The sequence below is a fragment of the Methylobacterium mesophilicum SR1.6/6 genome (assembly GCF_000364445.2).
Lineage (GTDB): Bacteria > Pseudomonadota > Alphaproteobacteria > Rhizobiales > Beijerinckiaceae > Methylobacterium > Methylobacterium mesophilicum_A.
On record NZ_CP043538.1, the window covers coordinates 3569915 to 3592376 of the forward strand.

Consider the following 22462-nt stretch of genomic DNA (forward strand, 5'->3'; position numbering starts at 1 on the left):
GATGGAGATGCGTGGATAGCGTAGCCCGCACGCGAGGGTGCATGCCGCAGCTGTCTCGACCGAAGCCCCCCGACGTCCAGACCGTTGCAACACGATCGGGAAGGGCTAGCGCGCGTGACCCGGATGCGGCGGATGGACGATCCGGCCCCTCGGTTGGGGCCTGCCATCGGCGTCGATGACGGCGACGCGCCCCTCCGGGGTCGGCCGCTGAACTGGCACCGCCAGGCGGCCCTGAATGCCCCCGGGGGCCGTGACGGCCGGAATGCCGGCGGGCGCGGTCAAGCTCTGCGCCAGGGCGGCCGACGACAGGCCGATCCCGACCAGGGTACTGACCAGAAGGCGCGTGATCATGGCGGACATCCAGATTAGCCCGTGTCGCCCGGGTCATCCCGGCCGCATCGAACCTTAATCTGGGAGCGGTCGCCCCGCGCTCCAGCGCGCCGCCCGAGGTCCTGTGCGTCCGCGCACGACCTGAACGCCATCGGGATAGCCCCGCCCGCCTGCGGGACGAGGCCCGGCGACGCGAAGCCCGCGATGCCGTCCCGCGGCCGGAACCCAGCGGGACCCGGTCGCTCCGCTTCCCGATCAGGAATGGGCGATCCGCGGCGGCGGGTCTGCCGCAGGCTCGGGCAGGCGGGTGGAGAGCCGGGTCGGAAGATCGGTCAGGCGCAGGGACCGCCGGAGGGTCCGGGACAGGGCGTCGATCAGCACGGTCAGGAGCGCCGTGGCGACGATCAGCAGCACGGCGACGTCCAGGCGCAGCTCCGAGATCGCGGCGTCGACGTAGAAGCCGAGGGTGGCCACGCCCAGGATGCCGAAGATCGCGCTCTCGCGCAGGATCAGCTCCCAGCGATAGAGCAGGTAGGCCAGGAACTGGCCGTAGAGCCGGGGCACGGTCTCGTAGCTGTAGAGGTTCAGGCCGGTCGGGGCGTCGGCGCGGTAGGCGAGGCCGTCGGCGTGCCGGCCCATGAGATAGCCGACGATGCCGGCATTGTGGATGGTCAGGGCGAGGATCGCCGGCAGCATCGAGGGGCCGAGCAGCTGCAGCAGCACGTAGGCGAGCATGTATTCCGGCGTCGAGCGCACGACCACGAGGAGGATGCGCCCCAAGGGCTGCCCGATCGGGCCGGCGAAGCGGCGCGAGGTCAGGGGGAACAGGACGAGCGTGCCGAGGCCGGTCGCCACCAGCGCGATCTGCGCGAGCACGAGGGTCTGGAGGGTGCCGGGCAGGATCTGGTCCGCGAGGATCGGCCGGATCCAGTGACCGAACCGCGCCCAGGTCGCCGGGTCGAGGAAAGCCCCGGACCGAAGCGGGCTCGGCACGATGTCGTGGCCCAGGAACCGGCCGAGGCTCGCGAGCCAGTCGGTCGTCCCGATGGTCCTGGGCAGGGCGAGGACGCTGCCCACAAGCAGGACCGGCAGGGTCGAGAGGCGCATCCAGAGCCGGCGGGTGCCGATCAGGACGTAGAAGACGAGGAGCAGGGCCCCGGCCTCGGCGTAGCGGCCCTGTCGGAAGGCGGATTCGAGATGGAAGCCCATGGTCGGCAGGCCGATGAAGCCGAGCACCAGGGTGGAGCGCATGGCGCATTCGAACCGGTAGAGCGTGTAGTGCCGGAAGGCCGCGGCGACGTCGGGCAGGCGGGCATACGCGAAGGCCGAGAGCGCACCGGTCCCGTCCGGGAGGACCCGGAGGGCCGCGAGGTCTGCCTCCTCGATGATCTCGGAATAGACCTTGGCGCAGATGCCCGCGTAGGGCAGCGCGATGGCCAGGATCCCGGTTGTCGCCGACAGGCCGAACACCTGCATCAGCAGCAGGGCCCAGAACAGCTCGTGGACCGAGCGCAGGGCGGCGCAGGCCAGCCGCACGCTCCGAGCCCTGGCGAAGGGGATGGCGAGCAGGAAGCCGGCCCCGGCTCCGAGCGACACCCCGAGGACCGCGAAGGCGACGGTGTAGACGACGCTCCAGATCTCCACCGCCGGAAAGTCCGGGTGGATCAGGCCGCCGAGCAGGCGCTGGAGGTCGGCCCAGGGATGGAGGCTGGTGATCGCGAGGTCGGCGACGAGGAGCGCCGCCGCCGCGCCGCCGACGAACCAGCGGGTCACCGCGGCGTAGCCCCGGCCGGCCACCCGGTCGGCCAACAGGCGGGCGGCGCTCACGCGGCCTGCCCGTAGAACGGGGCGAGGGCCGCCTCGTCGAGGTCGCGGGCGGGGGCGTCGAGGACGATGCGGCCCGCATCGAGGACGACGATGCGGTCCGTATGCGCCAATGCGAGCGCGATGTCGTGGAGCGCCAGCACCAGTGTCCGGTGCCGCGCGGCCAGACGTTCGAGGATCAGCCCCCCCTGCCTGCGGTCGAGGGCCGAGACCGGCTCGTCACCGATCAGGATCGGGCGACCGTTGTAGAGGGCGCGCGCCACGGAGACGCGCTGCTGCTGGCCGCCCGACAACGCCCCGGCCTTGGCCCGGAGCGCGTCGGCGAGCCCGACCTCCCCGAGGATCCCGCCCACCTCCGCGAGGTCGGCACGGGCCGGGAACGCCAGGGTGCGCAGGTTGTGCAGCGTCGAGCGGCGATCGAGGCGGCCCATGTAGACATTGTGGAAGACCGAGAGCGTCCGCACCAGGGTGGCCGCCTGCGGGATCAGTGCCACGTGCGGGCGGGCCTGGGCGTAGATCAGCCCGAGCAGAGTGGACTTTCCCGCACCCGACCGGCCCATCAAGGCGACGCGCTCTCCGGCTCGGACGGTGAGGTCCACGCCGAACAGGACGGGCTTGCCGTCATAGGCCGCCGTCGCGTCCGACAGGACGATCTCGGCTTCGGCTCGGGGCGGGCTCACGGCGGCGCGCGGTTCAATCCAGCAGGCCCGTGGATTTCGCCACGCGCTCCACCGGCTCGTAGGCAGCGTTGGTCACCGGGATGAACTTCGAGCGGGCGAAGGGCGCGAGGATCGCCGGATCGGTGATGCCGATCAGCGCCGCCTTCAACCGCTCCGTGAACCCGGCACCGTAGATCGCGTCGACATCGCCGCGCACGGTCCACTGATAATCGGGGAAGGGCGGGCTCTCCCAGATGATGCCGACCTCCTTCTGGTCGACCTTGCCGGCCTTGCTGTCGAGATCCCAGACCGAGTAATCCACCGCCCCGACCTCGAAGGCTCCGGACTGGACGAGCTGGATCGTGCGGCTGTGGTCCCCGGAGAAACCGACGCGGGCGAATACCGCGTCGGGTGTCTTCCCCGGGAAGGCCTCGCGGATGAAGTATTCCGGCATCAGCCGGCCCGAGGTCGAGGCCCGGGAGCCGAACGTGAAAGTCTTGCCGGCGATCGCCTTCGGGAAGTCGGCCGTGCGCGTCAGGCCCGTCTTGGTGTTGGCGATGAGGTAGGTCTTGAAGGCTGCATCCTCGGCACCCTGCGCGATTGCCTGGGACCCGGGCGAGGCCTTGCGGGCCTGTACGCCGGTGAAGCCGCCGAACCACGCGAGCTGGACCTGCCCGTTGGTGAAAGCGGTGACCGCCGCCGGGTAGTTCTTCACCGGGATGTACGTCACCGGCACGCCGAGCTTGCCCTCAAGGTAGGTGGCGACCTTGCCGAAGCGCTCGACGAGGCGGCTCTCGTCCTGGTCGGGGATGCCGGTGAAGACGAAGGCGGGCTTCGCGCCGCCCTGCGCGCCGGCGGCCTGCGGCAGCGCGAGGCAAGCCAGGCCGGCAAGCAGCGATTGGCCCAAAGTCCGTCTCAGCATCGCGCGCCTCCTCGATTTCCGATCGTGAACGACGCCCTGCCGGCATCGATGACCCATCACCTGACAGATATTCCATGCCTTGGCACGGGCCTTCGAGAACCCCGTTGATGGTCCACGCCCCCGGCGTCCGATCGTGTCCGGCGAGGTCCACCTGCTGACGAGCACCTTGACGAGCACCTCGACGGCCACACTGGCGTCGGCCCGCCAGCGGCCGAAGCGCGCGAGCGCCGATGCGACGGTCATTGAAGGCGCGGCTCGCCGGTGCCCGACGGATCCGCCGCGATCGCAGCGCTGAGCCACCTGCGGCGGCCGACGCGGCCAGCCGTGCCGAAGACCCGCACTTGTCGGATGACGGGCCGCCCGGCACGGTCCATCCACGATCACGACGCCAGAGGTTCTGCCCATGGATACGCCCCCGGTCCGTCTCACCAGTCTCGCCCATGGCGGCGGATGCGGCTGCAAGCTCGATCCCGCAATCCTGCGAACGCTGCTCGCCGACCAGCCGGTCGCGGGCCCGTTCGAGCGTCTCCTGGTCGGCAACGAGACCGCCGACGACGCGGCGGTCTGGGCCCTGGACGACGGCACCTGTCTGATCGCCACCACGGACTTCTTCACGCCGATGGTGGACGACCCCCACGATTTCGGCCGGATCGCCGCCACAAACGCGATCTCCGACGTCTACGCCATGGGCGGCAGGCCGATGCTGGCGCTGGCCATCCTGGGCATGCCGGTCGGCAAGATCGCCCCCGCGATCGTCGCCGAGATCCTGAAGGGCGGCGCGGCCACCTGCGCGGAGGCGGGCATCCCCGTCGCGGGCGGCCACTCGATCGACACGCCGGAGCCGATCTACGGGCTGGCGGTGATCGGATCGTGCGACCGGGCCCATGTCCGGCGCAACGCCGACGCGCGCGCCGGCGACGTCGCCATCCTGACCAAGCCCCTCGGGGTTGGGATCTACTCCGCCGCCATCAAGCGGGAGGCTCTCGATTCCGCGGGCTACGCGGATTTCATCGCCACCACGACGCGCCTCAACAGGGTCGGGGCCGATCTGGCGCGCGACCCGGAGGTTCACGCCATCACCGACACCACCGGCTTCGGCCTGCTGGGCCACGGCCTCGAACTCGCGCGCGGCGCCGGCCTGACTTTCGTCGTCGCGGGCGACGCGGTCCCGCTGCTGCCCCGGGCCGCGGCCCTCGCGCAGGAGGGCTTCGTCACCGGCGCCTCGCACCGCAACTGGGCGAGCTTCGGAAGCCAGGTGACGCTGCCCGCGGGCCTGCCGGACTGGCGCCGGCATATCCTCACCGATCCCCAGACCTCCGGAGGCCTGCTCGTCACCTGCACGCCCGGGCGGGCCGAGGCGATCCTCGCCCAGTGCCACGCCGCCGGCTTCGCGCAGGCCGCCGTCGTCGGGCGGTTCGAGGCCGGCCCGGCCGCCATCCGGGTCGAGGCCTGACGCCGCCCCGACCCTGCGCGAGGCGTGCGGGGCGGCCATGCGGGCTCGGCGCCGGGCAGATCTTCGCCTCCAGCGGCGCAGGACGACGCGGGAGATGTGCGCCAGCCCTCCGGTGCGGTGCGGACAGCGCGCATCGGCCATCACAGTCCCGTCGGTCGCGGCGCGCCGCTGCGCCCGATCGGCGATCGTTCCTCGGGGGCCGCCGCTTCGCCGGCCGCTCCAGACCGGCCGGAATGGCGACGTCGATGAACGCGGCCTGACGCGACAGTTCAGGAAGCGCGCCTGGAACGGCGCGTACCGTCTCCCGCGAACCGCCGATCCGGCGCGTTCGGAACAGGAGATGGACAATGGTCCCTCGCGCATCGCCGTCGGAGCGGCCCGCACCGGCCCGGCGGCCGGACCATCGTGGGCGGCCCTATCCCGTCTGGCGCGTGCCCCGGCCCGTGGTGGTCGCATGCCCGTAGCCGGTCTACCGCGCGGCCGTGCCGGCGGGCTCCGGCCCGGGCTGCCACGTGACCCGGCGTCGCCATCGCCCCGTGGGGCTGGCACAGGATCGTGACCACCAAGACCTGCCTCGTGCCCCGACGGGGCCGTCCGGCCGCCGCATTCTGGATGGCTGATACGGTTCCACCACGACTGGTCTGCCGGGCGGCGTCCCACGCCCGACAGCCTCTGCTCTTCCCGAGGGATCCCGCGATGCGCCTGCACAAAGCTGTCAGCCTCCTCCTCGCCGCGCTCCTCCTCGTCGCGGCCTTGCCCGCCTCCCCGGCCTGGGCGGCGGAGAAGCGCATCGCGCTCGTGGTCGGCAACGCCGCCTATCAGGCCGGTCCGCTCGCCACCGCGGCCAATGATGCCGGGCTCATCGCCCAGACCCTGCAGGGCGCCGGCTTCGACGTGATCGGCGCCCGGGATCTCGACGAGGACGCGCTGCGGAAATCGCTGCGGGACTTCGTCGACAAGGCCGCGGCCGCCGGGCCGGACGCGGTGGCGTTCATCTACCTCGCCGGCTACGGCCTGCAGCTCGAAGGCGAGAACTACTTCGCCCCGATCGACTTGCGCGTGACCAGTGCCGCCGACGTCGCCCTGAGGGCGCTGCGGGTCTCGGACTACACGAGGAGCCTGGCGGCCCTGCCGTTGAAGGCGCGGTTCTTCGTCCTGGACGGGGCGCGGCGCGCGCCCTTCACCGTGCCCGGCAAGCCGCTGGCGGGCGGCCTCGCCCTCACCGAGGCCGAGCCGGGCAGCCTGATCGCCTTCAACGCCGCGCCGGGGACCGTGGGACCGGACGAGAAAGGCCCCTACGGCGCCTACGCCCAGGCGCTGGTCGAGATGATCCGCGAGGGCGGCCTCCCGCCGGGGCCGCTGTTCGACCGCGTGCGCCTGCGCGTCGATGCCGCCACGAAGGGGGCCGAGGTGCCGTGGGACGCCGACCGCACCGCGTCCGCCTTCGTGTTCTTCGACCGGGCCGCCGACGCCCCTGCCCTCGGCCGGGAGCGGGCCGCCACGCTCCGCGACCGGCCGCTGCGCGACCTCGGCGTGCAGGACGCCTACGCCGTCTGTCTGGAACGCGACGACCTCGCCCACTACCAGGAATTCGTGACCGATTATCCCGGCGACGCTCTGGCGCGGCGGGTCCGGGCGCTCATCGCCGCCCGGCGCGAGGCCCTGGTCTGGCGCCGCACCTGGATCGTCGGCACGCCGGACGCCTACTGGTCGTACCTCGCCCGGTACCCGCGCGGTCCGCACGCCTGGGATGCCCGCCGCCGCCTCGCCACGCTCGCGGCCGCGCTGGAGCCGCCGCCCCGCTTCGCGATGATCGCCTACGACGTGCTGCCGGCTCCGCCGGACGAGATCGTGTATGTCGACCGGCCGGTGCTGTTCCTCGACGATCCGGTCTTCGCGCTGCCCCCGCCGCCGCCGCCGGCCCTCGTCTTCCTCCCGCCGCCGCCGGCCTACCTCGTGGCGCTGGCCCCCCCGCCGCCGGTCTACGGGCTCTACGCCCTGCCGACGCCGCCGGTCGTGCCGGTGCCGGCCTACGTGTCCGCGCCGGCCTACGTGGCGCCGCCGCCGAACGACGTGCTGTTCCAGAACATCCACAACACGACCGTCATCGAGCAGATCAACCGGCAGAACACGGGCGTGCAGGCGCCCGCCGCCGCGGCTGCTCCCGCGGCCGCGATCGGTGGCGCGGGCGCGCTTGCCGGGGCTGCCCTCGGCGCGGCGGCCACCCGGGTCGCTCTGCCCGCCGCCCTGCAGCAGCGCGCCGTCGCGGCGCCTCCGCCGGGAACCAACCCGGCCGCAATCGGCGGGCCGGCGGGACCGCGACCGGGCGGGCCACAGGCGGGGCCTCCCCCCTCCGCGCCGCAGGCGGCGCTTCCCGCCGTCTCCGCACAGCCGGGAGCCGCGCATGCCCTGCCCGGCGCGAACGGCCAGCCTCTTCCGGCACCCGGGGCCCGGCTGGCTCCGCCCGCTGCGTCGGCCCCGGCCGCCGCGCCCCGGCAGGCCTTCCGCCCGGCCGACATTCCGGCGCGGACGTCGGCTGGACCGGTCCGCCCTCAGGAACTCCGCGACGGCTCGGGCGCTCCGGGCCAGCCGCCGCGCGGACCTGCCGCGGATCGAGCCGTCGCGGCGCGGCCCTCCGTCGATCCCCGCGCCGCGCTGATGGCGCAACAGCGCCAGGAGGCCCTGTCCCGGCGTGTCCAGGCCCAGGCGGCGCAGCGCCAGCAGCAGGTCCAGGCCGCTCGCCAGCAGCAGTCTGCGCAGCGTCAACAGCAGGCCGCGCAGCGTCAACAGCAGGCCGCTGTTCGCCAGCAGCAGGCGCAACAGGCCGCCCAGCGGCATCAGGCCATGCAGGCGCAGTTCGCGCAGCAGGCGGCCCAGCGGCAGCAACAGGCCGCCGCCCGTCAGCAGCAGGCGGCGCAGCGCCAGCAGATGATGGTGCAGCGTCAGCAGATGATGGCGCGTCCGGCTCCGCCGCACCCGGGGCCGGCTCCGCATGCCGGACCGCCGCCCTCCCACGGCAATCCGCGGCCGGCCTGTCCCCCCGGACACCCCTGCCGATAGGAGACCGCGCAGCCGGTGGGCCCGCTTTGCCCGGTCTGGACACGTCCGGCACCTGTCCGCGACGGGTGTGGGACGATGCCCGATCGGGCGCCTCGGTCGACGATCCCGGCGCCGGCGTCACCAGCGACGCGAAGTGATTCGGGACCGCGCGACCAGGATGACGGTGGCGCCGACTGGGTGGCTTCGCTCCGCGCGCCGGGAAGGCGATGCCGAGGGCATCGGCCGGAAGCCGTACGAGGGGGTGCGGGGTCGATGGGCCGCCGTGGCGACAGGAGCGCCTGGCCCGCGCGCCGAAGCGGCCCGACCGGTCGAGCGCGCCGCCCCGCCAATCGCACGCGTTCGGTGCCCAAAACGAAGGACATCCCGGGAGCGGGCGCTCCCGGGATGTCGCCGACCTCGCGGCCAGTCTGATCGGGCTGGGGGTGCGAAGGTCAACCTTACGGCTGCGCGCCCGCGACGGGCTCGGCCCGCCGCCACGCCCCCCGGTGCGGAACCGGGAGGCGCCCGATCGTTCTCAGTACGAGCCGAACTTGTAGTTCAGGCCGGCGCGGACGACGGCGAACTCGTCGGCGCGTCGTCCGATCGGGCTGTAGACGGCCGGGACGTTGTTGGCGGCGTTGATGACGAACGCGCCCTGGTTGCGGGTGTTGCGGTCGAGGTTGACGTACAGGCCTTCGACCTTGAGCGTGACGGCCGAGGAGCGGAAGAAGTTCAGGAAGGAGTCGGTGGGCAGGGCGTACTCGATGCCGCCGCCGACGGCCCATCCGGTGCGGAAGCTGTCGTTGCCGGCAAAGCCGCCGAAGGAGCGGTCGGCGCTGCCCGAGCCGTAGGCGAAGCCGCCGGTGCCGTAGACGAGGGTGCGGTCGAAGGCGTAGCCGAGGCGGCCGCGCACGGTGCCGAAGAAGTCGAGGCTGGAGAGGCCGCGCGGGTCGGTGACGTAGTAGCCGGGGGCCAGGGCGCCGGAGAGGAAGGCGTTGTTCCGGTTGCGGCCGAAGTCGAGGTACTGGGCGTCGGCCTCGACGCCGATGACCACGCCCGAGCCCGGGGTGAACTGGTAGTTGTAGCCGACCTGGCCACCGCCGGAGAAGCCGTCCTGGCTGCGGTTGCGGAAGGTGGCCACCGTGCCGGGGGCGGCGTAGGGGAAGGGCACGCCGAAGGTGTTGCCGGTGTTGCGGTCGCTGGCGTCGAAGGCGTAGCCGGCGTTGATACCGAAGTAGGCGCCGGTCCAGGTGAACACCGGCACGGGGGTGAACACCGGCGGCGGCGCGGCACGGCGCGGAAGGTCGGCCGCCGAGGCGGCGCCGGTCAGGAGCGCCGTCGCGGCGCTGGCGAGAAGAAGCTTCTTGATCATCTGGTCCTCTGTCTCCCGTTGGACGGGATGTGTGCGGTGCGACAGGAACTGCAGGATGTCCTCGGGCGATAGTGCACGGATGCAACAGCCCGAACGAGGCCCCTGGGAGGGCTACATGGAGGTGCGCTGCAGCACATCCCGCGCAGGATCGAAGTTGATCTGCATCAGGATATGTAACGGGCCGCTTCCGGAAACAAAAAGCCCCGTCGCTCGAAGGCTGACGGGGCTGAAGTTCGTTCGTGAACGATCCCAGGACCAACCGGGAAGCTTCACCGTTTATTAAATCCTAACGCTCGGCGGCCTGCAAGCCTGCGCGCAGCGGTAGAATGGCGTTAAGATTAATGCGGTGGTGCGGCGGGTTCGGCTTGCTGCCTGGCGCCCGAGCTTTCAGAGGGCGCCGTTTCGGCGCGACAGACTAGACGCAAGGTTCTTCCTGGGACCGATCCGGTTCAGCCCGGCGCCTATCCAGTGCTCGCCGCAGGCATGACCCACGGGGCGCTGTCTCGGGGCGTCCATGCTCTTGGAGGTCGGGTCCCGAGCATTGTAATCTCCGGGGCGGGCGGCGAATCGGGCAGCCGGACGTCCGGCCCGGAGCGGTCTGCCGCCGACGCGGCCACGCGCACGGCCACGCCGTTCGGCCTGTGGAGAAGGGGCGGATGTCGAGCGTCAGCGAGCGGACCGCGCGGCATCAGCGGATCATGGGCCCTCTCCTCGTCGCCGCGATCCTGTTCGGCTTGGCCGGATTGCCGATCGCGGTCTGGCTCGACCTCCGCGGCCTGTCCGAGCGCATGCTGGCGACGCAGGCGGTGGAGACCGGCCGGATCATCGACCAGATGCGCAGCTTCTACGCCAGCGACGTGGTCCAGGCGGTCAACGGCGCCACCGGCCGCGTGGTGACGACCCACGATTACAAGGGCGTGCCGAACGCGATCCCGATCCCCGCGACGCTCTCCCTGGAACTCGGCGACCGGATCAGCGGCGGAGATGGGGCGGTGAAGTACCGCTTCGTGTCCGACCTGCCGTTCAAGGACCGCAAGCCCCACGAGCTCGACGCCTTCGAGGCCGCCGCCCTGGCCGACCTGCGCGCCCACCCCCAGACCAACTTCGTCAGCGAGACCACCGGCTCGATCTTCGACCGGCAGGTCCGCATCGCTGCGCCCATCCGGATGGAATCCGCCTGCGTGCGCTGCCACAACGCGCATCCCTTGAGCCCCAAGACCGACTGGAAGGTCGGCGACGTGCGCGGCATCCAGGAGATCGTCCTGCGCCAGCCGATCGCCGCCAACGTCCTCGCCTTCAAGTACCTGCTCGGCTACTTCATCCTGGCGGCGCTCGCCGGCACCACCTTCCTGCTCCTGCAGGCGCGCCAGTCCCGGCTGATCGACCGGATGAACCGCGAGCTGACGGAGTCGAACGGCTTCCTGGCCGCGATCTCGGTGCAGATCGCCAAGTACATCTCGCCCCAGGTCTACAAGAGCATCTTCAGCGGCGAGCGGGACGTGTCGGTGGCCACCGAGCGCAAGAAGCTGACGATCTTCTTCTCCGACATCAAGGATTTCACCGCCACCACCGAGCGCCTGCAGCCCGAGGAGCTGACCGCGCTGCTCAACGAGTACCTGACCGAGATGACCGCCATCGCCCTCAAGCACGGCGGCACGGTCGACAAATACATCGGCGACGCGATGCTGGTGTTCTTCGGCGATCCCGAGACACGGGGCGTGCGCGAGGACGCGCAGGCCTGCGTGCGGATGGCCATCGAGATGCAGAAGCGCCTCGGCCAGCTGAACGCCCGCTGGCGCCGGGCCGGCATCGAGCGCCCGTTCCAGGCCCGGATCGGGATCAACACCGGCTACTGCAACGTCGGCAATTTCGGCAGCGACGATCGGATGGACTACACGATCATCGGCGCGGAGGCGAACCTCGCCGCCCGCCTGCAATCGGTGGCCGCGCCCGGCGGGATCACCCTGAGCTACGAGACCTACGCGCTGGTCAGCGACATCGTCCGGGCGGGCCCGCAGGAGCCGATCCGCATGAAGGGCATCAGCCGCGAGGTCGTCCCCTACGCCATCGAGGGCGACCTCGCCGCGGAGGCGCCGGAGACGGTCTTCTCCGAGCACGCGCGGGGCATCGACTTCTACATCGACGTCGATGCCCTGGAGGCGGACGGCGCCGCCCGGCTCCGGAAACGCCTCCTCGAGACGCTGGCCGCCGTCGACCGCCGGATGACCGGCTCGGGCGCGCCGAGCCCGGAGCCGCAGCCGGGCGCGTTGCAGCCCGCGGCGGCGGGCTGACGGGGCCGGACGGGCGTTGGAGATCCTGGGAAGACCTGTCGACGGGGCGAAGATGGACGGCAGCGGTCAGGGGGCGACAGGCACGAGGGCGCGGGTGTCGGGCGCGGGGGCTTCCGGAGCCGGGCCGCGGGGCACGCCCGTCGCCCGTGGGCGTGGCTCTCGCCTCGTCCTGGTCCTCACGGTCATGCCGTCCCTCCTGGTCACGGCCCGCACGGCCCGGGCGGTGGAGGAGGACACGGTCGGCTGGTGGATCTATGCCGGCGCGGTGCGCAGCACGCTGCTGTCGCGCTACATCGGACCCGAGGCGGCGACCGAAGCGCTGGCCGCGATCGCCCGCGCCGGCCGGGATTGCGGCCTGACGGCCCGGATCGACGCGCGCGACGCCTTCGGGGCCACGCCGCCCGGCGCCGCGCCGGTGGTGTTCGGCCCGTTCCTGAGCCGGGCGCGGGTCGCGGCTTCCCTGGCCTGCATCCGGCGCTATGTGCCGTCGGCCTTCGTCACGCAGTCCGGCCCGCCCGTATGACGCGGGTCCGGGCCGCCGGCCCGGAGACCGGGAGACCCGCATGAACCCGATCGCGCTGCTGTCGATGCTGGCCCTGCTCGCGACGTGGATCGGGATCGGTGTCGCCGTCCTGGCCTACGGGACGCCGCTCGGCGTCGCCTGCTACGTGCTCGCCATCGTCGCCACCCAGCCGCGGGTGTGGAGGCTCCGGTGACCGACGCCCCCGCCCCCACCGGCGCGTTCCTCGAGGCGCTGCCGCCGCCGGCCAGGCTGCGCGGACGGCGTCCCGTGGCAACCCGCGCGGCGCGGTAGCGCGGCGATGTTCGGATTCTCCCTCAGTTCCACCGAGCCAGACAGCATCGCGCACATCATCCAGGTGGCGCTCGCGCCCGCCTTCCTGCTCTCGGCCCTGGCCACGCTGCTGAACGTGTTCTCCACCCGCCTCGGCCGGATCTCCGACAAGGTCGACGCCCTCTCGGCGGAGGCCGCCCGGATGGCGCAGGCGAGGGCGGCGGATGCCGAGGCCGTCCGCCTGTCCCGTCGGCTGAGCTACCTGCGGCGACGCTCCTTCGTCCTCGACATGGCGGTCGTTCTGGCCTCGCTGGCGGGCGGGCTGATCGGGCTGGCCGTGCTGACCCTGTTCGTCGGGGCGCTGCGCGACGCCGCCACGGCGTCGATCCTGTTCGCGTGCTTCGGGGCGGCGCTGATCTGCACCGTCGCGGCGATCGCCGCGTTCATGGCCGAGATCCTGATGGCGGGGCGCGGCGTGCGCGACGAGGTCGAACACCAGCAGGACAAGGTGCCGGCCGGGCGCTGACCCGGCCCACGGATTGCGATTGCACGGATTGGGAACCGGCCCTTAATCTTAACGGTGCCTGATGCCGCCGTACGCTGCGCTCGAGTGTTCCGTCATGAGTCTCGCGATCTTCGTTGCCCTCATCGCCGGAGCCCTCTGCCTCGGGGCCCTGTCGTCGCTCCTTCCGTTCGGTCGGCGGGAGGACGAGGATCTGGAGCAAGCCCTTCCGCGCGAGGACGAGTTCTTCGACATGGGCGGTCCGGTCATCGACATGGAACCGCATCATTGAGGCGCCGGGGCCGCGCGCTGCGGCCCGGGACCGAGGGCCAGCCGGGGTTTGCAGGCGGCGCGACCTTGCGCAGTCTGTGCGACCTTGCCTGCGGCAGCGACGCGCATTCGTGCTGGCCGCGAGCCGAATGCTGGACACGTCGAAGTCTGCGGCTCGCGCCATCCCATTTTATACAACTAGCGGTAGTAAAAATGTCCGCAAATGGTTCACGTCGCCGACCCACTTGATTGATAAATCATCGTCGTACGCACTCCTCTCGGGTTTTTACGTCGCCTGGATGCAGTCATAGCGAGCTGTCGATCTTCTGCAGAACGCGGGTTGTTGATGGACAAGGCACAGGGCGACCGTACAGACGGCATGGAAAAGCCTGCAGACATCGCGCAGGAGGCGAACGGCATCGCCTTCCTGCTGGCCAGTGCCGCCTATCTGGCGCTCGCGGGGGCGCACCTGCGGCGCGAGGGAGCGGCAGGGCTCGCCCTGATGGACGAGATCGAAGGTCAGATCGAGGAGGCGCTGATCAGCTTCGCGGCCGAGAACACCTACGAGGTCGCGCGACCGGACATTCTCCTGCACGCGACCCGCAAGGTCCGCGCGCTGCTCGATGCGGGGCGCCTGATGGTGCCGGAGGTTCACTCCCTTCAGTGATCCCGTCTGTGGTGCTCCGCTCGGGCTGGGGCGACCGACCCGATCGCGCAGCCCTGCCGCGGGTTTGTCGCCCGGACGACTGTCGGATTGGATACGGACATGCCGGCGGCGGTTGACCGGCGGACGGAGGGGCGCGATGCGGGTGGATGAACCGCGGAGGCGCGACATGCCGCTGGCAGGCTATGAGGCGGGACAGCCGGTCATCGATCAGGAGACCCTTGCCCACGTGCGATTCGGGATGTTGGACGGTCGCGTCGTCCCCTGCCGTGTGCCGATCGACGTGCTGAGAGACCTGTTTCACGCGGGCGACCGCCCGTTCGACCCGCTCGACATCTTCCGGAGCCACCGCCGCGCCATCGAGGACGCGGCCATCGAGAAGTACGAGCGCTCGGGCGCGCCGGACGGCATCCTGGACCTCGACGAGTCCGATTTCATCTGAGCAGACCCGTATCGGCAGGCCGCCGCTTCATCCCTCGGGTCCTTGGTGCGTCACAGGTTCTCGTCGCAGGGTCGGTGGCGGCTTTTGCGCGGCGTGCGCAGAGCGCGGCGGCCCGGACCGGCCCGACGGGTGCCGGGGCGTGGGCGCGTCTGCAAACCGCTTTCCGGGCAGACGGCCGGGAAGGCGGCGCGCCGCTGAACCTGCGCCGGATGGCGGCGTTGACCTCCCGCCAATGCGGGGAGCGGCCGATGTCTTTCATCGACGAGATCAGAAGCGACCGGGCTGCTTGGCTCGAGCGTGCCCGTGCGGAGCCGGAGGATGCCTTCCCCGGCGTATCCTGGCTGTCGATGTCGGTGGCCGACATCGAAAGTCTGGAAGAAGTCGTGTCGGGTCGGTGCCCGCGCGACGACCGGCCGATCAGAGCGGCCCGTTCGGCGTCGCTCGGCAGCGCGGAGCCGATTGTGCGCCGGCAGGACGGTCGCGGCACCCCGCGCGTCACCGGCGGTAGATCCGGAGCCGTGACGGGCGGGCCCGGTCCGGAACCGGCACGGCAGGGCGGCGCGGGCCGCCGAGCCTGACCCGCCGCGGAGCGGGCCGCCTCCGATGCGGAGCGCGGCGTTCGCCGATGCAACACGCGAAGCAATACGCCGGACATCGAGCTTGGCCATAAGACCGTTCGAGGCCTCCGATCGTCGGAGGCCGAACGGGGTCTGCGCGCGATGACAAGGCCAGCGACGATGACCAGCCGCCTCGTGGACGCCGTCGTGACGGCGGCCATGGGGTTCAGCCTGATCGTGCACGCGCAGTTCATGGTCCTGCCGCCGCACTTCGTGTGAGACTTGGGTCCGGTCGATGCCTTCGGCGCGGCTGTCTCCGCGAGCGGAGCGAAGCGATCCCGTGGCGCCACGCCCGATCGGGCCACGCTGCCCTGGGTCGCTCCGCCCGTGATGACGGGAGGAGCGCCTCAACCGATGCGTTCACGCGGACACCCTGCAGGGCCTGTGGCGCGTCGGCCCTGATGGTCTGCGCACCGGTCGCGACGTTGCGCGCGCGGACGCGAACGGCCGAGCCCGGCGCCGGTCGTGGACCGGGCCGCAGACTTCGCCTGGGGCCGTCGGATCAGCGCTGGACGAGGCGCACCCGATGATGCCGGTGGTGCCGGCGCCATTTGAGGAGCGCGTAGCGAACCTTGCTGAAGTAGGCGTAGAGTCTCGACTTGTGCCGATGACGATGTGCGAGCTGAACCCGGTGGGCATGTGGGGGCTGCACCGCGCGGCTCACCACGACCGTCGGCTTCCAGGCGGCGGGCTTCGCGTTCAGTACAGCGATGGGATCGACGTAATCGACCCTGCGGGCGCGCCCAGCGCCGCCGCAGCCCGAGCAGAGCGAGCCGGACAGCCGCCGCCAAGCCGCCTGTTCACGCGCGGCGATGCTCCGGTCGGCTGCATCCGACAGCTCGATCGGGCTTCTGAGCAGCGCCGACCGATCTTGTTGCCGGAGGATCCGGGACGAGGGACCAGAATCGTCGGGCACCTCAAGCATCGGAAGCCGGACAGTCTGTGGTTCTGCACGGCATGTCACAGCACAGGCGCAGCCGAGAGGAAGCGCTATCAGAAGCGTCATTCTGGATGCTGGATGAGACATCGTCGCCCACGACTCCGACGCGACCGCTCCACTACGCCGGACCGGGCTGCTGTAGCCAAATAATGCTATTTGCAACCGGATGGCGCAATCTAGCCCGTAAATACGACAGCTTAGGCAAAGTACTTAGAAGTTGGCGGCGGTCAATCGTTATTTGCGACCCGAGAGCAGAAACCTGATGGCTACTGAGCCCGAGGCTGAGCCCGGGCCGGCGCTACGGCGAAGCTTGGCTGTCGTTGCCGCGGAAATGTCGGCGCGTCCTGGGCTGAGGATGCCGGGCGTGGGCGCAAGGTCCCGTTCTCGTCCTGGATCCCGGGCGCTGGCCGGTCGCCTTCGGCCGTGCGTCCCATGCCGGTGCGTTTGCGAGGCGCTGTCCGGCTCTGCCGCAGGCGTCGCGAACCCCGTCCTCCAGTCCGCACGCGGCGGAGGGCACCGGTGCGTCGGGCCGGCGGTGCGACCTTGGCCGCGGCCGCCCGCTGCGGGAACCCGCGACGTGCCCCGACCCGGCGGGACCTTGACGGTCGATCCAGCGAGCGCCTGAGCTGCGGCGTCCGGGCTCAGGGCGGCCCGGGAACGGGCCCCTCCGCCCTGGGCGGCCCGTCCTGCCGCGCGGACCAGACGACACGACCCGCCACGTCCCGCAGGGCTGCGGAGCCCGAGCGGCCCGCGAGCAGCTGCGCGAAGCGGGTCTTCGCGTCGGCGACGGCCGCAGCCTCGGAGGCGCCGAGGATCTGCTCGTCATGGATGATGATGCCGCTGGCGCTCTCGCGATGGATGACGCATTGCAGCCGATAGGGGGCGAGCGGTTCGGTCGAGGCCATCGCCAGTCCCGTCACGGAGCCGGTCTGGCAGCCGGGCCGCGACCGGCCGGTCTCGCCGCGGCGCGCCCGACGGCCCGGTGCGCCGGGCCCGGTTCAGCTGACCATTCGCCATCCCGGATGGCGAAGACGCAGCGGGACACCCGCGCCTCCTCAGATCGAGATCTCCAACGAGAAGATATCAGAATTGGCCGCGCCATGAACGGTTCGAGACGGGGCTGGCAGTGCCGTTGCACCTCGATCACTTCCGAGGTCCAGCCCGGATCGGAGCCGCGGTGGCGCGGCGCCCGATCAGACCGGATCGGGCGCCGCTCTGGAGGGCGGCTCAGGCCGCCTCACCCTCCGCGTCGTCGGCGTCCAGAATGGTCTCCAGATCGCCCACCAGGGCGTCCAGCTGGTCGGCGGTCGCCTTGAGCTTGAGCGTCGTGCCGTCCTGGGCCTCGACCGCGATCTCGATGTGATCGGCGACCTTCGCGGCCAGCGCCTGCTTCACCGTGTAGGTCGTCACGTCAGCCTTGTCCGCCATGCTGTCTCCTGGGTTGGCCCTGGGCAAACCCGGCACCCGTCGCATCGATGCTGCGGCAGAAGTTCGCGACGCGGCCCGGAGGAGCGGTCTACCGGCGCTGGCGCGTGTAGCGCTCGACGACCCGTTGCCGATGCGTCGGCGCCTCCGGGAGGTGGGATGCGCCCGCCGGGACGGCGGCACGGGATACGGGCCGCGGCGCGGGCAACAGCTCCGGTATGGTCCGGGGCGTCTCGAGGATGACGGCCTCCAGCACACGCGGCCGGGTCGATCGTGCCGGCCGCGGGCCGCGGTCCGGCCGTGCCGCGAAGGTCCCGAGTGCCCAGAGCCCGAGGCAGAGCAGGCCGATCAGGATCCCGTCCCAGGACGGCTCGGCCCGGCACATCAGGATCCCGGTCCCGGTCAGGGAGGCCGCGGCCGCGAAGAGCCGCGGAGTCGGATCGCCGGAGGTCATGCCGCAGCCTCGGCGCCGCGCGCTGACGGCGCGTAAATTCCACCGTTCCAATTGTCCCGAACCGGCCGATTCCGGTAGCCGAACACGGGCTGTCCTCAGCCGGCCAGGCTCGACGGCGGCTGCCAAGTCACGCCGGGATGCTCGCGGATGTCGCCGGCCCGGCTTCCGGTATCGGCATCGCTCGTCCAGTCGCTGGGCTCGGTGAGGCCGGCGATCTCGGCCTCCGGATAGGCGGCGGTCAGAAACAGGCGCGCCTCGCCCTCGGCTTCGGCCCTGACCGTGACGAGCGGCTCCGGGCCGCCCGGCCGGCGCAGCTGCGCGATGAACAGCTTGGTCATGACGGGGCTCCCGAGGCTCCGGCCGGCGTGAGCCGATCCGCATTGGCAGGCCATCGCTTCATCGGCTCAGGTCCTGGGTTGGCTGCGGGTCCCGCAAGGCCGGCCCACGCTTCTGCAAAGCCCCCGAGACCCTGCGCGCCTCCGACATCGATTTCCGCGACGTGAAGGCCGCCGGCGCGCAGGCGATCCGGAAGGCGCGCGCGGCCGTGGTAGCCGGCCGCGTGCGCCATACTGTCCAGCGCCGCGAGAGCGTCCAGCGCCGAGCCGGTCCAGAGGACGATGCCCGTCGCCGCTTGCATGATCCGGAACACCTTCACGCGACGCCCCAGGCCTCCGATGCTCGGACAAGCTTGCGAGCGGACTCGGTGTTCCCGGTCGATCCGGTCATGGCTGACGGTTCGGGCCGCGCGCCGCCGCGGGTCCGCGACGGGCGCCGGGAGGGGCTGGCGGACGAGGGCGGCAAGCGCGGCAAGCGCGGATTGCGCCCTGCCCATCCGCTGCGGCCGATTGGGCAGGGGCCGGAACACGCCGTCGAGGCGCGCGGTTATCCAGCCCATGCCGGCATGGTCTGCCCCGGGTCTGCCCCCGAGGCAGTTCTCAGTCAGCCCCGAGACAGTCCTCAGGGCCGGCGCCATGGTCCAGCACGTCCCGAACCCGATCGGAATCAGCAGACCCATGACCAGCCGAACCGTCTATTCCGCCCTGTTCGCCCTCGCCCTCGTCGCCGGCAGCGCCGGCATGGCTGCCGCGCAGAGCACGCCCAACGGCAACACGTCCACCTCCGGCGCCCCGGCCGGCGACAACAGCACCGGCAACGGCGCCACCGGCAGCGGCGCGGCGCCCAGCGGGCGGTAACCGGGCGTTAACCCTGTGCCATGACATCACCGGTCTTCACGACCGTGCACCTTCCACGTCCCGCGGCCAACCGGCACGCGGGACGTTTTGTATCGCGCGAAGGTACCGGCCTCACTGCTCCATATCGGCTCCGTCTGTGGATGAGCCTCAAGAATTGACTTTAGGAAGGATACTAAACGCGCCGGTGATGCCTCCTCGGATCTTGGATTTTCCGTCCGGGTTACGCGTGGACCCGTGAAGGCCCACGCCCTTTCCAAGGAAGCCGGAATCGTCGTACTGGGACCACCTAGACGATCATTCCGAAGCCAAAGGTCACGACACGGGCGATGCGGTCGAACTCTGTCCTGCAGCTCAGGAGTGAGAGCCCAGGTCCCCAACAGGCTGCCGCGTGGCGCGACGCGGTCGCGCCGTTCTGGACCTTCGCGATCCGCGAGGAGGACGTGGCCGAGTTCCGCGGGCGGTCGCAGGTCCGGCACCTCGGTAACGCGATCCTCTGCCGGGCGAGCGCCTCAGGCCTACGCTTCGCCCGCGAACGCGCCCTCGTGGCCCGTATGGGGGTGGATCATATCCTCGCGCATGTGCGCCTCTCCGGCCGCTCCCGGATCGGGACCGGCGGCGACGAGCGCGACTGCGCGCCGGGCGACATCTGCCTGTTCGACCTGTCGCGCCCGCTGACCGCCAGCACCACGGATTACCAGGCCCTCACGGTGGTGTTGCCGCGGGCCCTCTTCGGCGCCGATCAGAGCCGCCTCGACGCCCTGCACGGGGCGGTGATCCCGGGTGAGACGCCGTTCGGCCGGATGCTCGCCGATCACCTGCGCGCGCTCAGCACGCACGCCGACGGGTTCTCCGTGCGCGAGGCCGAGGCGGCGACGCGGGCCACGGCGGCGCTGCTCGCCGCCGCGACGAGCGCCTGGCCCGACGCGACGCGCGGCGGCGAGGGTTCCGACAGCGCGCCGCTCCTCCTCGTCCTGCGCCGCGTCATCGAGATCGAACTGGCCTCCCCGGAGCTGAATGCCGACGCGCTCGGGCGCCGCTTCGGCGTCTCGCGCAGCGCCCTGTACCGCCTGTTCGCCCCGCTCGGAGGCGTGTCGGGCTACATCCGGCAGCGCCGGCTGGCCTGCGCCTATCGGGAACTCGCCGCGGGCGACGGACGCCACGTCCGGGTGTCGGAGGTGGCTTACCGCTGGGGCTTCGAGAGCGCGGCCCATTTCGCCCAGGCCTTCCGCGCCGAGTTCGGCTGCGCCCCCCGGGACGTTCGGGGGCAGGCCGTGGCCGAGGCCCCGGCGGTGCCCGGCCAGCCGTCCCGGACGGAGACCTGGGCCGACTTCTACGACTGGGTTCTCAGGCTGGCAGCCTGAGGGATGCGGGCCGCGGCCCTTGTGCCGACGGCCCCGCATCGCCCATATGGCCCCTGATGTCAGTCGGGGTTCGGCATAGGCGCGCCGCGCGTGCGCGGGGCTGGTGGGCGATCGCCGCCCGCGTGCTCGCGCTCGTCCTGGCGCTGGCCGTCGCGCCGCCCGGCGCCGGCCTCGCGGCGGATCTGACCTTTCACGCCGGCAGCCATCATGCCCGGACCGACGGACCGACCCTCGGTGCGCCGGCCGCGCCCGGGGACGTCGATCCCGGCCTCGGCGAGCACCTGCATTGCGGCTGCCATCAGGCCGCGCGCCTGGAGGCGGCCGAGGTCGCGCCTCCGTCCGTCCCGGGCCGACCCCTGCCCGCCGCCCTCGCGCAAGGCCGGCCCTCCGTCGCGCCCGACCGGCTGCCCCGGCCCCCGCGCACGGGCGCTGACGCCGCCTGAGGGCGCGCGTTCCGCCCGGTCGCCGGAATCGGCTCCGGGCCCACCCGCACACGACACCTGAACGGGACCCCGGAGGCCGCCGCGCGCGGCAGCCCGCCGTCCCGGCCGAGCAGCTTCCCCATGCGCATCCTCCTGTCCGCGGCCCTCCTGTCCGTGGCCTTCCTGGCCGCCGGCATCACCCTCGGCGCTGCAGTCCCCGCCCTGCCCGACCTCCTCCGGCACGCGCTCGCGGCGTCCGGTCTCGTCCCGGCCCCGCGCGATGGCCTAGACCACAAGCACGCCGCCGGACCGGACCGGCCTGCGGGCGCCGGCCACGACCAAGAGCGTGGCCATGATCACGACCACCCGGACGGCGCGGGGGAGGCCCGCGACGCGGGCGTGATCCGCATGCGGCCCGATCAGGTGGAAGGTCAGGACATCGTCACCCGGACGGTGGCGGGCGGCACGCTGGCGCGCCACCTCCTGGTGCCCGGCACCATCACCCCCGACACCGACCGGATCGCCCGGGTCCCCGCCCGGGTGGTCGGCACCGTGGCCGAGATGCGCAAGCGCCTCGGCGACGCCGTCCAGAAGGACGAGGTCGTCGCCGTCCTCGACAGCCGCGAGGTCGCCGACGCGAAGAGCGAATTCCTCACCGCCCAGGTTCAGGCCGAGCTGCAGACGATCAATTTCGAGCGCCAGCAGAAGCTCCTGGCCTCGCGCAGCGCCTCGGAGGCCGCCTTCGAGACCGCGCGCGCCGCCTATTTGGAGAACCGGCTGCGCGTCGACCTCGCCCGCCAGAAGCTGTCGGCGCTCGGCCTCGACGCGGCAGAGGTGGCGGCCGCCCAGAAGCGCGACGAGGCCACGCCCAACCAGTCGAGCCTGCGCCGCTACCCCCTGCGGGCGCCGCTCACCGGCCGGATCGTCGAGCGCAAGGTCGATGTCGGCACCGCGGTCGGCAAGGAGGGCGACCCGGCGGACCTCTACACGGTGGCGGACCTCTCCACGGTCTGGATCGAGCTGTCGGTGCCGACCCTCGACCTCGCCCAGGTGCGGGAGGGCGCCCGCGTCACGGTCACGCCCGGCCGGACGGGCGAGACGGAGCGCCGGGCGGACGGGCGCGTGATCTTCGTCAGCCCCTTCCTCAACCCCGACACACGCTCGGCCCGGGTGGTGGTCGCCTTGCCGAACCCGGACCTCGCGTGGCGGCCCGGCACCTTCGTCACCGCCGAGGTCGAGATCGCTCAGGACGCGGTCCCGGTCCGGATCCCCAAGGCGGCCGTCCAGACGATCGCGGGCCGGAGCGTCGTCTTCGTGCGCAATCCGGACGGCTTCGAGAAGCGGCCGGTCACCCTCGGCCGGTCCGACGACGAGGCCTACGAAGTCACCGCGGGCCTCGCGGCGGGCGCCGAGATCGCGGTCGCCAACGCGTTTGTGCTGAAGGCCGAGCTCGGCAAGGCCGATGCCGACCACGACCATTGAGGATCGC

Annotated in this window: 25 protein-coding genes; 14 read left to right on the forward strand and 11 right to left on the reverse strand. The window is 71.9% G+C overall.

What is annotated here, in order from left to right:
- Positions 1-105: 105 nt before the first annotated feature.
- The 4 genes from MMSR116_RS16960 to MMSR116_RS16975 form a co-directional block, all read right to left on the reverse strand.
- Positions 106-351 (reverse strand): hypothetical protein, encoded by a 246-nt coding sequence (locus MMSR116_RS16960; RefSeq protein WP_010686649.1) that lies wholly within the window; start codon positions 349-351, stop codon positions 106-108.
- A 234-nt stretch (positions 352-585) separates the two neighbouring features.
- The gene (locus MMSR116_RS16965) at positions 586-2157 is read right to left on the reverse strand and encodes a PhnE/PtxC family ABC transporter permease (protein WP_010686648.1); all 1572 of its coding nucleotides are present in this window, start codon (positions 2155-2157) and stop codon (positions 586-588) included.
- Complete coding sequence (locus tag MMSR116_RS16970) at positions 2154-2834, reverse strand: ATP-binding cassette domain-containing protein (RefSeq protein WP_010686647.1); 681 nt, start codon at positions 2832-2834, stop codon at positions 2154-2156. Before MMSR116_RS16970 ends, MMSR116_RS16965 begins: the two co-directional genes overlap by 4 nt.
- A gap of 13 nt (positions 2835-2847) precedes the next feature.
- A complete protein-coding gene (locus MMSR116_RS16975; RefSeq protein WP_010686646.1) occupies positions 2848-3735 on the reverse strand; it encodes a putative selenate ABC transporter substrate-binding protein in 888 nt (295 codons plus the stop codon).
- Between the two features lie 403 nt (positions 3736-4138).
- On the opposite strand from MMSR116_RS16975, the gene selD reads away from it, so the two are divergent.
- Together selD and MMSR116_RS16985 are read left to right on the forward strand one after the other, a co-directional pair.
- Positions 4139-5188, forward strand: a complete 1050-nt coding sequence (gene selD, locus MMSR116_RS16980; protein WP_010686645.1) for a selenide, water dikinase SelD — start codon at positions 4139-4141, stop codon at positions 5186-5188.
- A gap of 696 nt (positions 5189-5884) precedes the next feature.
- Positions 5885-8248 (forward strand): caspase family protein, encoded by a 2364-nt coding sequence (locus MMSR116_RS16985; RefSeq protein WP_010686643.1) that lies wholly within the window; start codon positions 5885-5887, stop codon positions 8246-8248.
- Between the two features lie 514 nt (positions 8249-8762).
- Here the strand turns inward: MMSR116_RS16985 and MMSR116_RS16990 are convergent.
- Positions 8763-9599 carry an outer membrane protein gene (locus MMSR116_RS16990; protein WP_010687567.1) on the reverse strand — a complete coding sequence of 279 codons (837 nt, stop codon included), beginning with the start codon at positions 9597-9599 and terminating at the stop codon, positions 8763-8765.
- Positions 9600-10255: 656 nt separating this feature from the next.
- Between MMSR116_RS16990 and MMSR116_RS16995 the strand changes: the two genes are divergently transcribed.
- The 8 genes from MMSR116_RS16995 (at position 10256) to MMSR116_RS17025 (ending at position 15139) form a co-directional block, all read left to right on the forward strand.
- Complete coding sequence (locus tag MMSR116_RS16995) at positions 10256-11890, forward strand: adenylate/guanylate cyclase domain-containing protein (protein WP_010686640.1); 1635 nt, start codon at positions 10256-10258, stop codon at positions 11888-11890.
- A 184-nt stretch (positions 11891-12074) separates the two neighbouring features.
- Positions 12075-12413, forward strand: a complete 339-nt coding sequence (locus MMSR116_RS17000; RefSeq protein ID WP_010686639.1) for a hypothetical protein — start codon at positions 12075-12077, stop codon at positions 12411-12413.
- 40 nt (positions 12414-12453) lie between these two features.
- The gene (locus tag MMSR116_RS17005; RefSeq protein ID WP_010686638.1) at positions 12454-12606 is read left to right on the forward strand and encodes a hypothetical protein; all 153 of its coding nucleotides are present in this window, start codon (positions 12454-12456) and stop codon (positions 12604-12606) included.
- A gap of 105 nt (positions 12607-12711) precedes the next feature.
- Entirely contained in the window at positions 12712-13209 is a 498-nt protein-coding gene (locus MMSR116_RS17010) for a DUF2721 domain-containing protein (protein ID WP_010686637.1), read from the forward strand.
- Positions 13210-13303: 94 nt separating this feature from the next.
- Positions 13304-13477, forward strand: a complete 174-nt coding sequence (locus tag MMSR116_RS31380) for a hypothetical protein (protein ID WP_010686636.1) — start codon at positions 13304-13306, stop codon at positions 13475-13477.
- Between the two features lie 357 nt (positions 13478-13834).
- A complete protein-coding gene (locus tag MMSR116_RS17015) occupies positions 13835-14122 on the forward strand; it encodes a hypothetical protein (RefSeq protein WP_244625475.1) in 288 nt (95 codons plus the stop codon).
- Between the two features lie 166 nt (positions 14123-14288).
- Positions 14289-14561, forward strand: a complete 273-nt coding sequence (locus MMSR116_RS17020; RefSeq protein ID WP_106428331.1) for a DUF1488 family protein — start codon at positions 14289-14291, stop codon at positions 14559-14561.
- A 248-nt stretch (positions 14562-14809) separates the two neighbouring features.
- Positions 14810-15139 (forward strand): hypothetical protein, encoded by a 330-nt coding sequence (locus MMSR116_RS17025; protein WP_010686633.1) that lies wholly within the window; start codon positions 14810-14812, stop codon positions 15137-15139.
- Between the two features lie 541 nt (positions 15140-15680).
- On the opposite strand, the gene MMSR116_RS17030 is transcribed toward MMSR116_RS17025, so the two are convergent.
- The 6 genes from MMSR116_RS17030 to MMSR116_RS17055 form a co-directional block, all read right to left on the reverse strand.
- Positions 15681-16094 (reverse strand): hypothetical protein, encoded by a 414-nt coding sequence (locus MMSR116_RS17030; RefSeq protein WP_158168900.1) that lies wholly within the window; start codon positions 16092-16094, stop codon positions 15681-15683.
- Between the two features lie 665 nt (positions 16095-16759).
- Positions 16760-17023 (reverse strand): hypothetical protein, encoded by a 264-nt coding sequence (locus MMSR116_RS17035; RefSeq protein WP_010686631.1) that lies wholly within the window; start codon positions 17021-17023, stop codon positions 16760-16762.
- Positions 17024-17345: 322 nt separating this feature from the next.
- The gene (locus tag MMSR116_RS17040) at positions 17346-17546 is read right to left on the reverse strand and encodes a hypothetical protein (RefSeq protein WP_010686630.1); all 201 of its coding nucleotides are present in this window, start codon (positions 17544-17546) and stop codon (positions 17346-17348) included.
- An 88-nt stretch (positions 17547-17634) separates the two neighbouring features.
- Positions 17635-17997, reverse strand: coding sequence for a hypothetical protein (locus tag MMSR116_RS17045; RefSeq protein WP_010686629.1), 363 nt, complete (start codon positions 17995-17997; stop codon positions 17635-17637).
- A gap of 95 nt (positions 17998-18092) precedes the next feature.
- Positions 18093-18335, reverse strand: coding sequence for a hypothetical protein (locus MMSR116_RS17050; protein ID WP_010686628.1), 243 nt, complete (start codon positions 18333-18335; stop codon positions 18093-18095).
- Positions 18332-18970: a hypothetical protein gene (locus MMSR116_RS17055; protein WP_158168902.1), complete on the reverse strand. Its 639-nt coding sequence runs from the start codon at positions 18968-18970 to the stop codon at positions 18332-18334. Before MMSR116_RS17055 ends, MMSR116_RS17050 begins: the two co-directional genes overlap by 4 nt.
- A gap of 40 nt (positions 18971-19010) precedes the next feature.
- Between MMSR116_RS17055 and MMSR116_RS17060 the strand changes: the two genes are divergently transcribed.
- The 4 genes from MMSR116_RS17060 (at position 19011) to MMSR116_RS17075 (ending at position 22455) form a co-directional block, all read left to right on the forward strand.
- On the forward strand, positions 19011-19190 hold the full coding sequence (locus MMSR116_RS17060; RefSeq protein WP_010686626.1) for a hypothetical protein: 180 nt from the start codon (positions 19011-19013) through the stop codon (positions 19188-19190).
- A gap of 326 nt (positions 19191-19516) precedes the next feature.
- On the forward strand, positions 19517-20551 hold the full coding sequence (locus MMSR116_RS17065) for an AraC family transcriptional regulator (RefSeq protein ID WP_010686625.1): 1035 nt from the start codon (positions 19517-19519) through the stop codon (positions 20549-20551).
- Positions 20552-20673: 122 nt separating this feature from the next.
- On the forward strand, positions 20674-20994 hold the full coding sequence (locus MMSR116_RS17070) for a hypothetical protein (protein ID WP_244625476.1): 321 nt from the start codon (positions 20674-20676) through the stop codon (positions 20992-20994).
- Between the two features lie 120 nt (positions 20995-21114).
- The gene (locus MMSR116_RS17075; protein ID WP_010686623.1) at positions 21115-22455 is read left to right on the forward strand and encodes an efflux RND transporter periplasmic adaptor subunit; all 1341 of its coding nucleotides are present in this window, start codon (positions 21115-21117) and stop codon (positions 22453-22455) included.
- Positions 22456-22462: the final 7 nt, after the last annotated feature.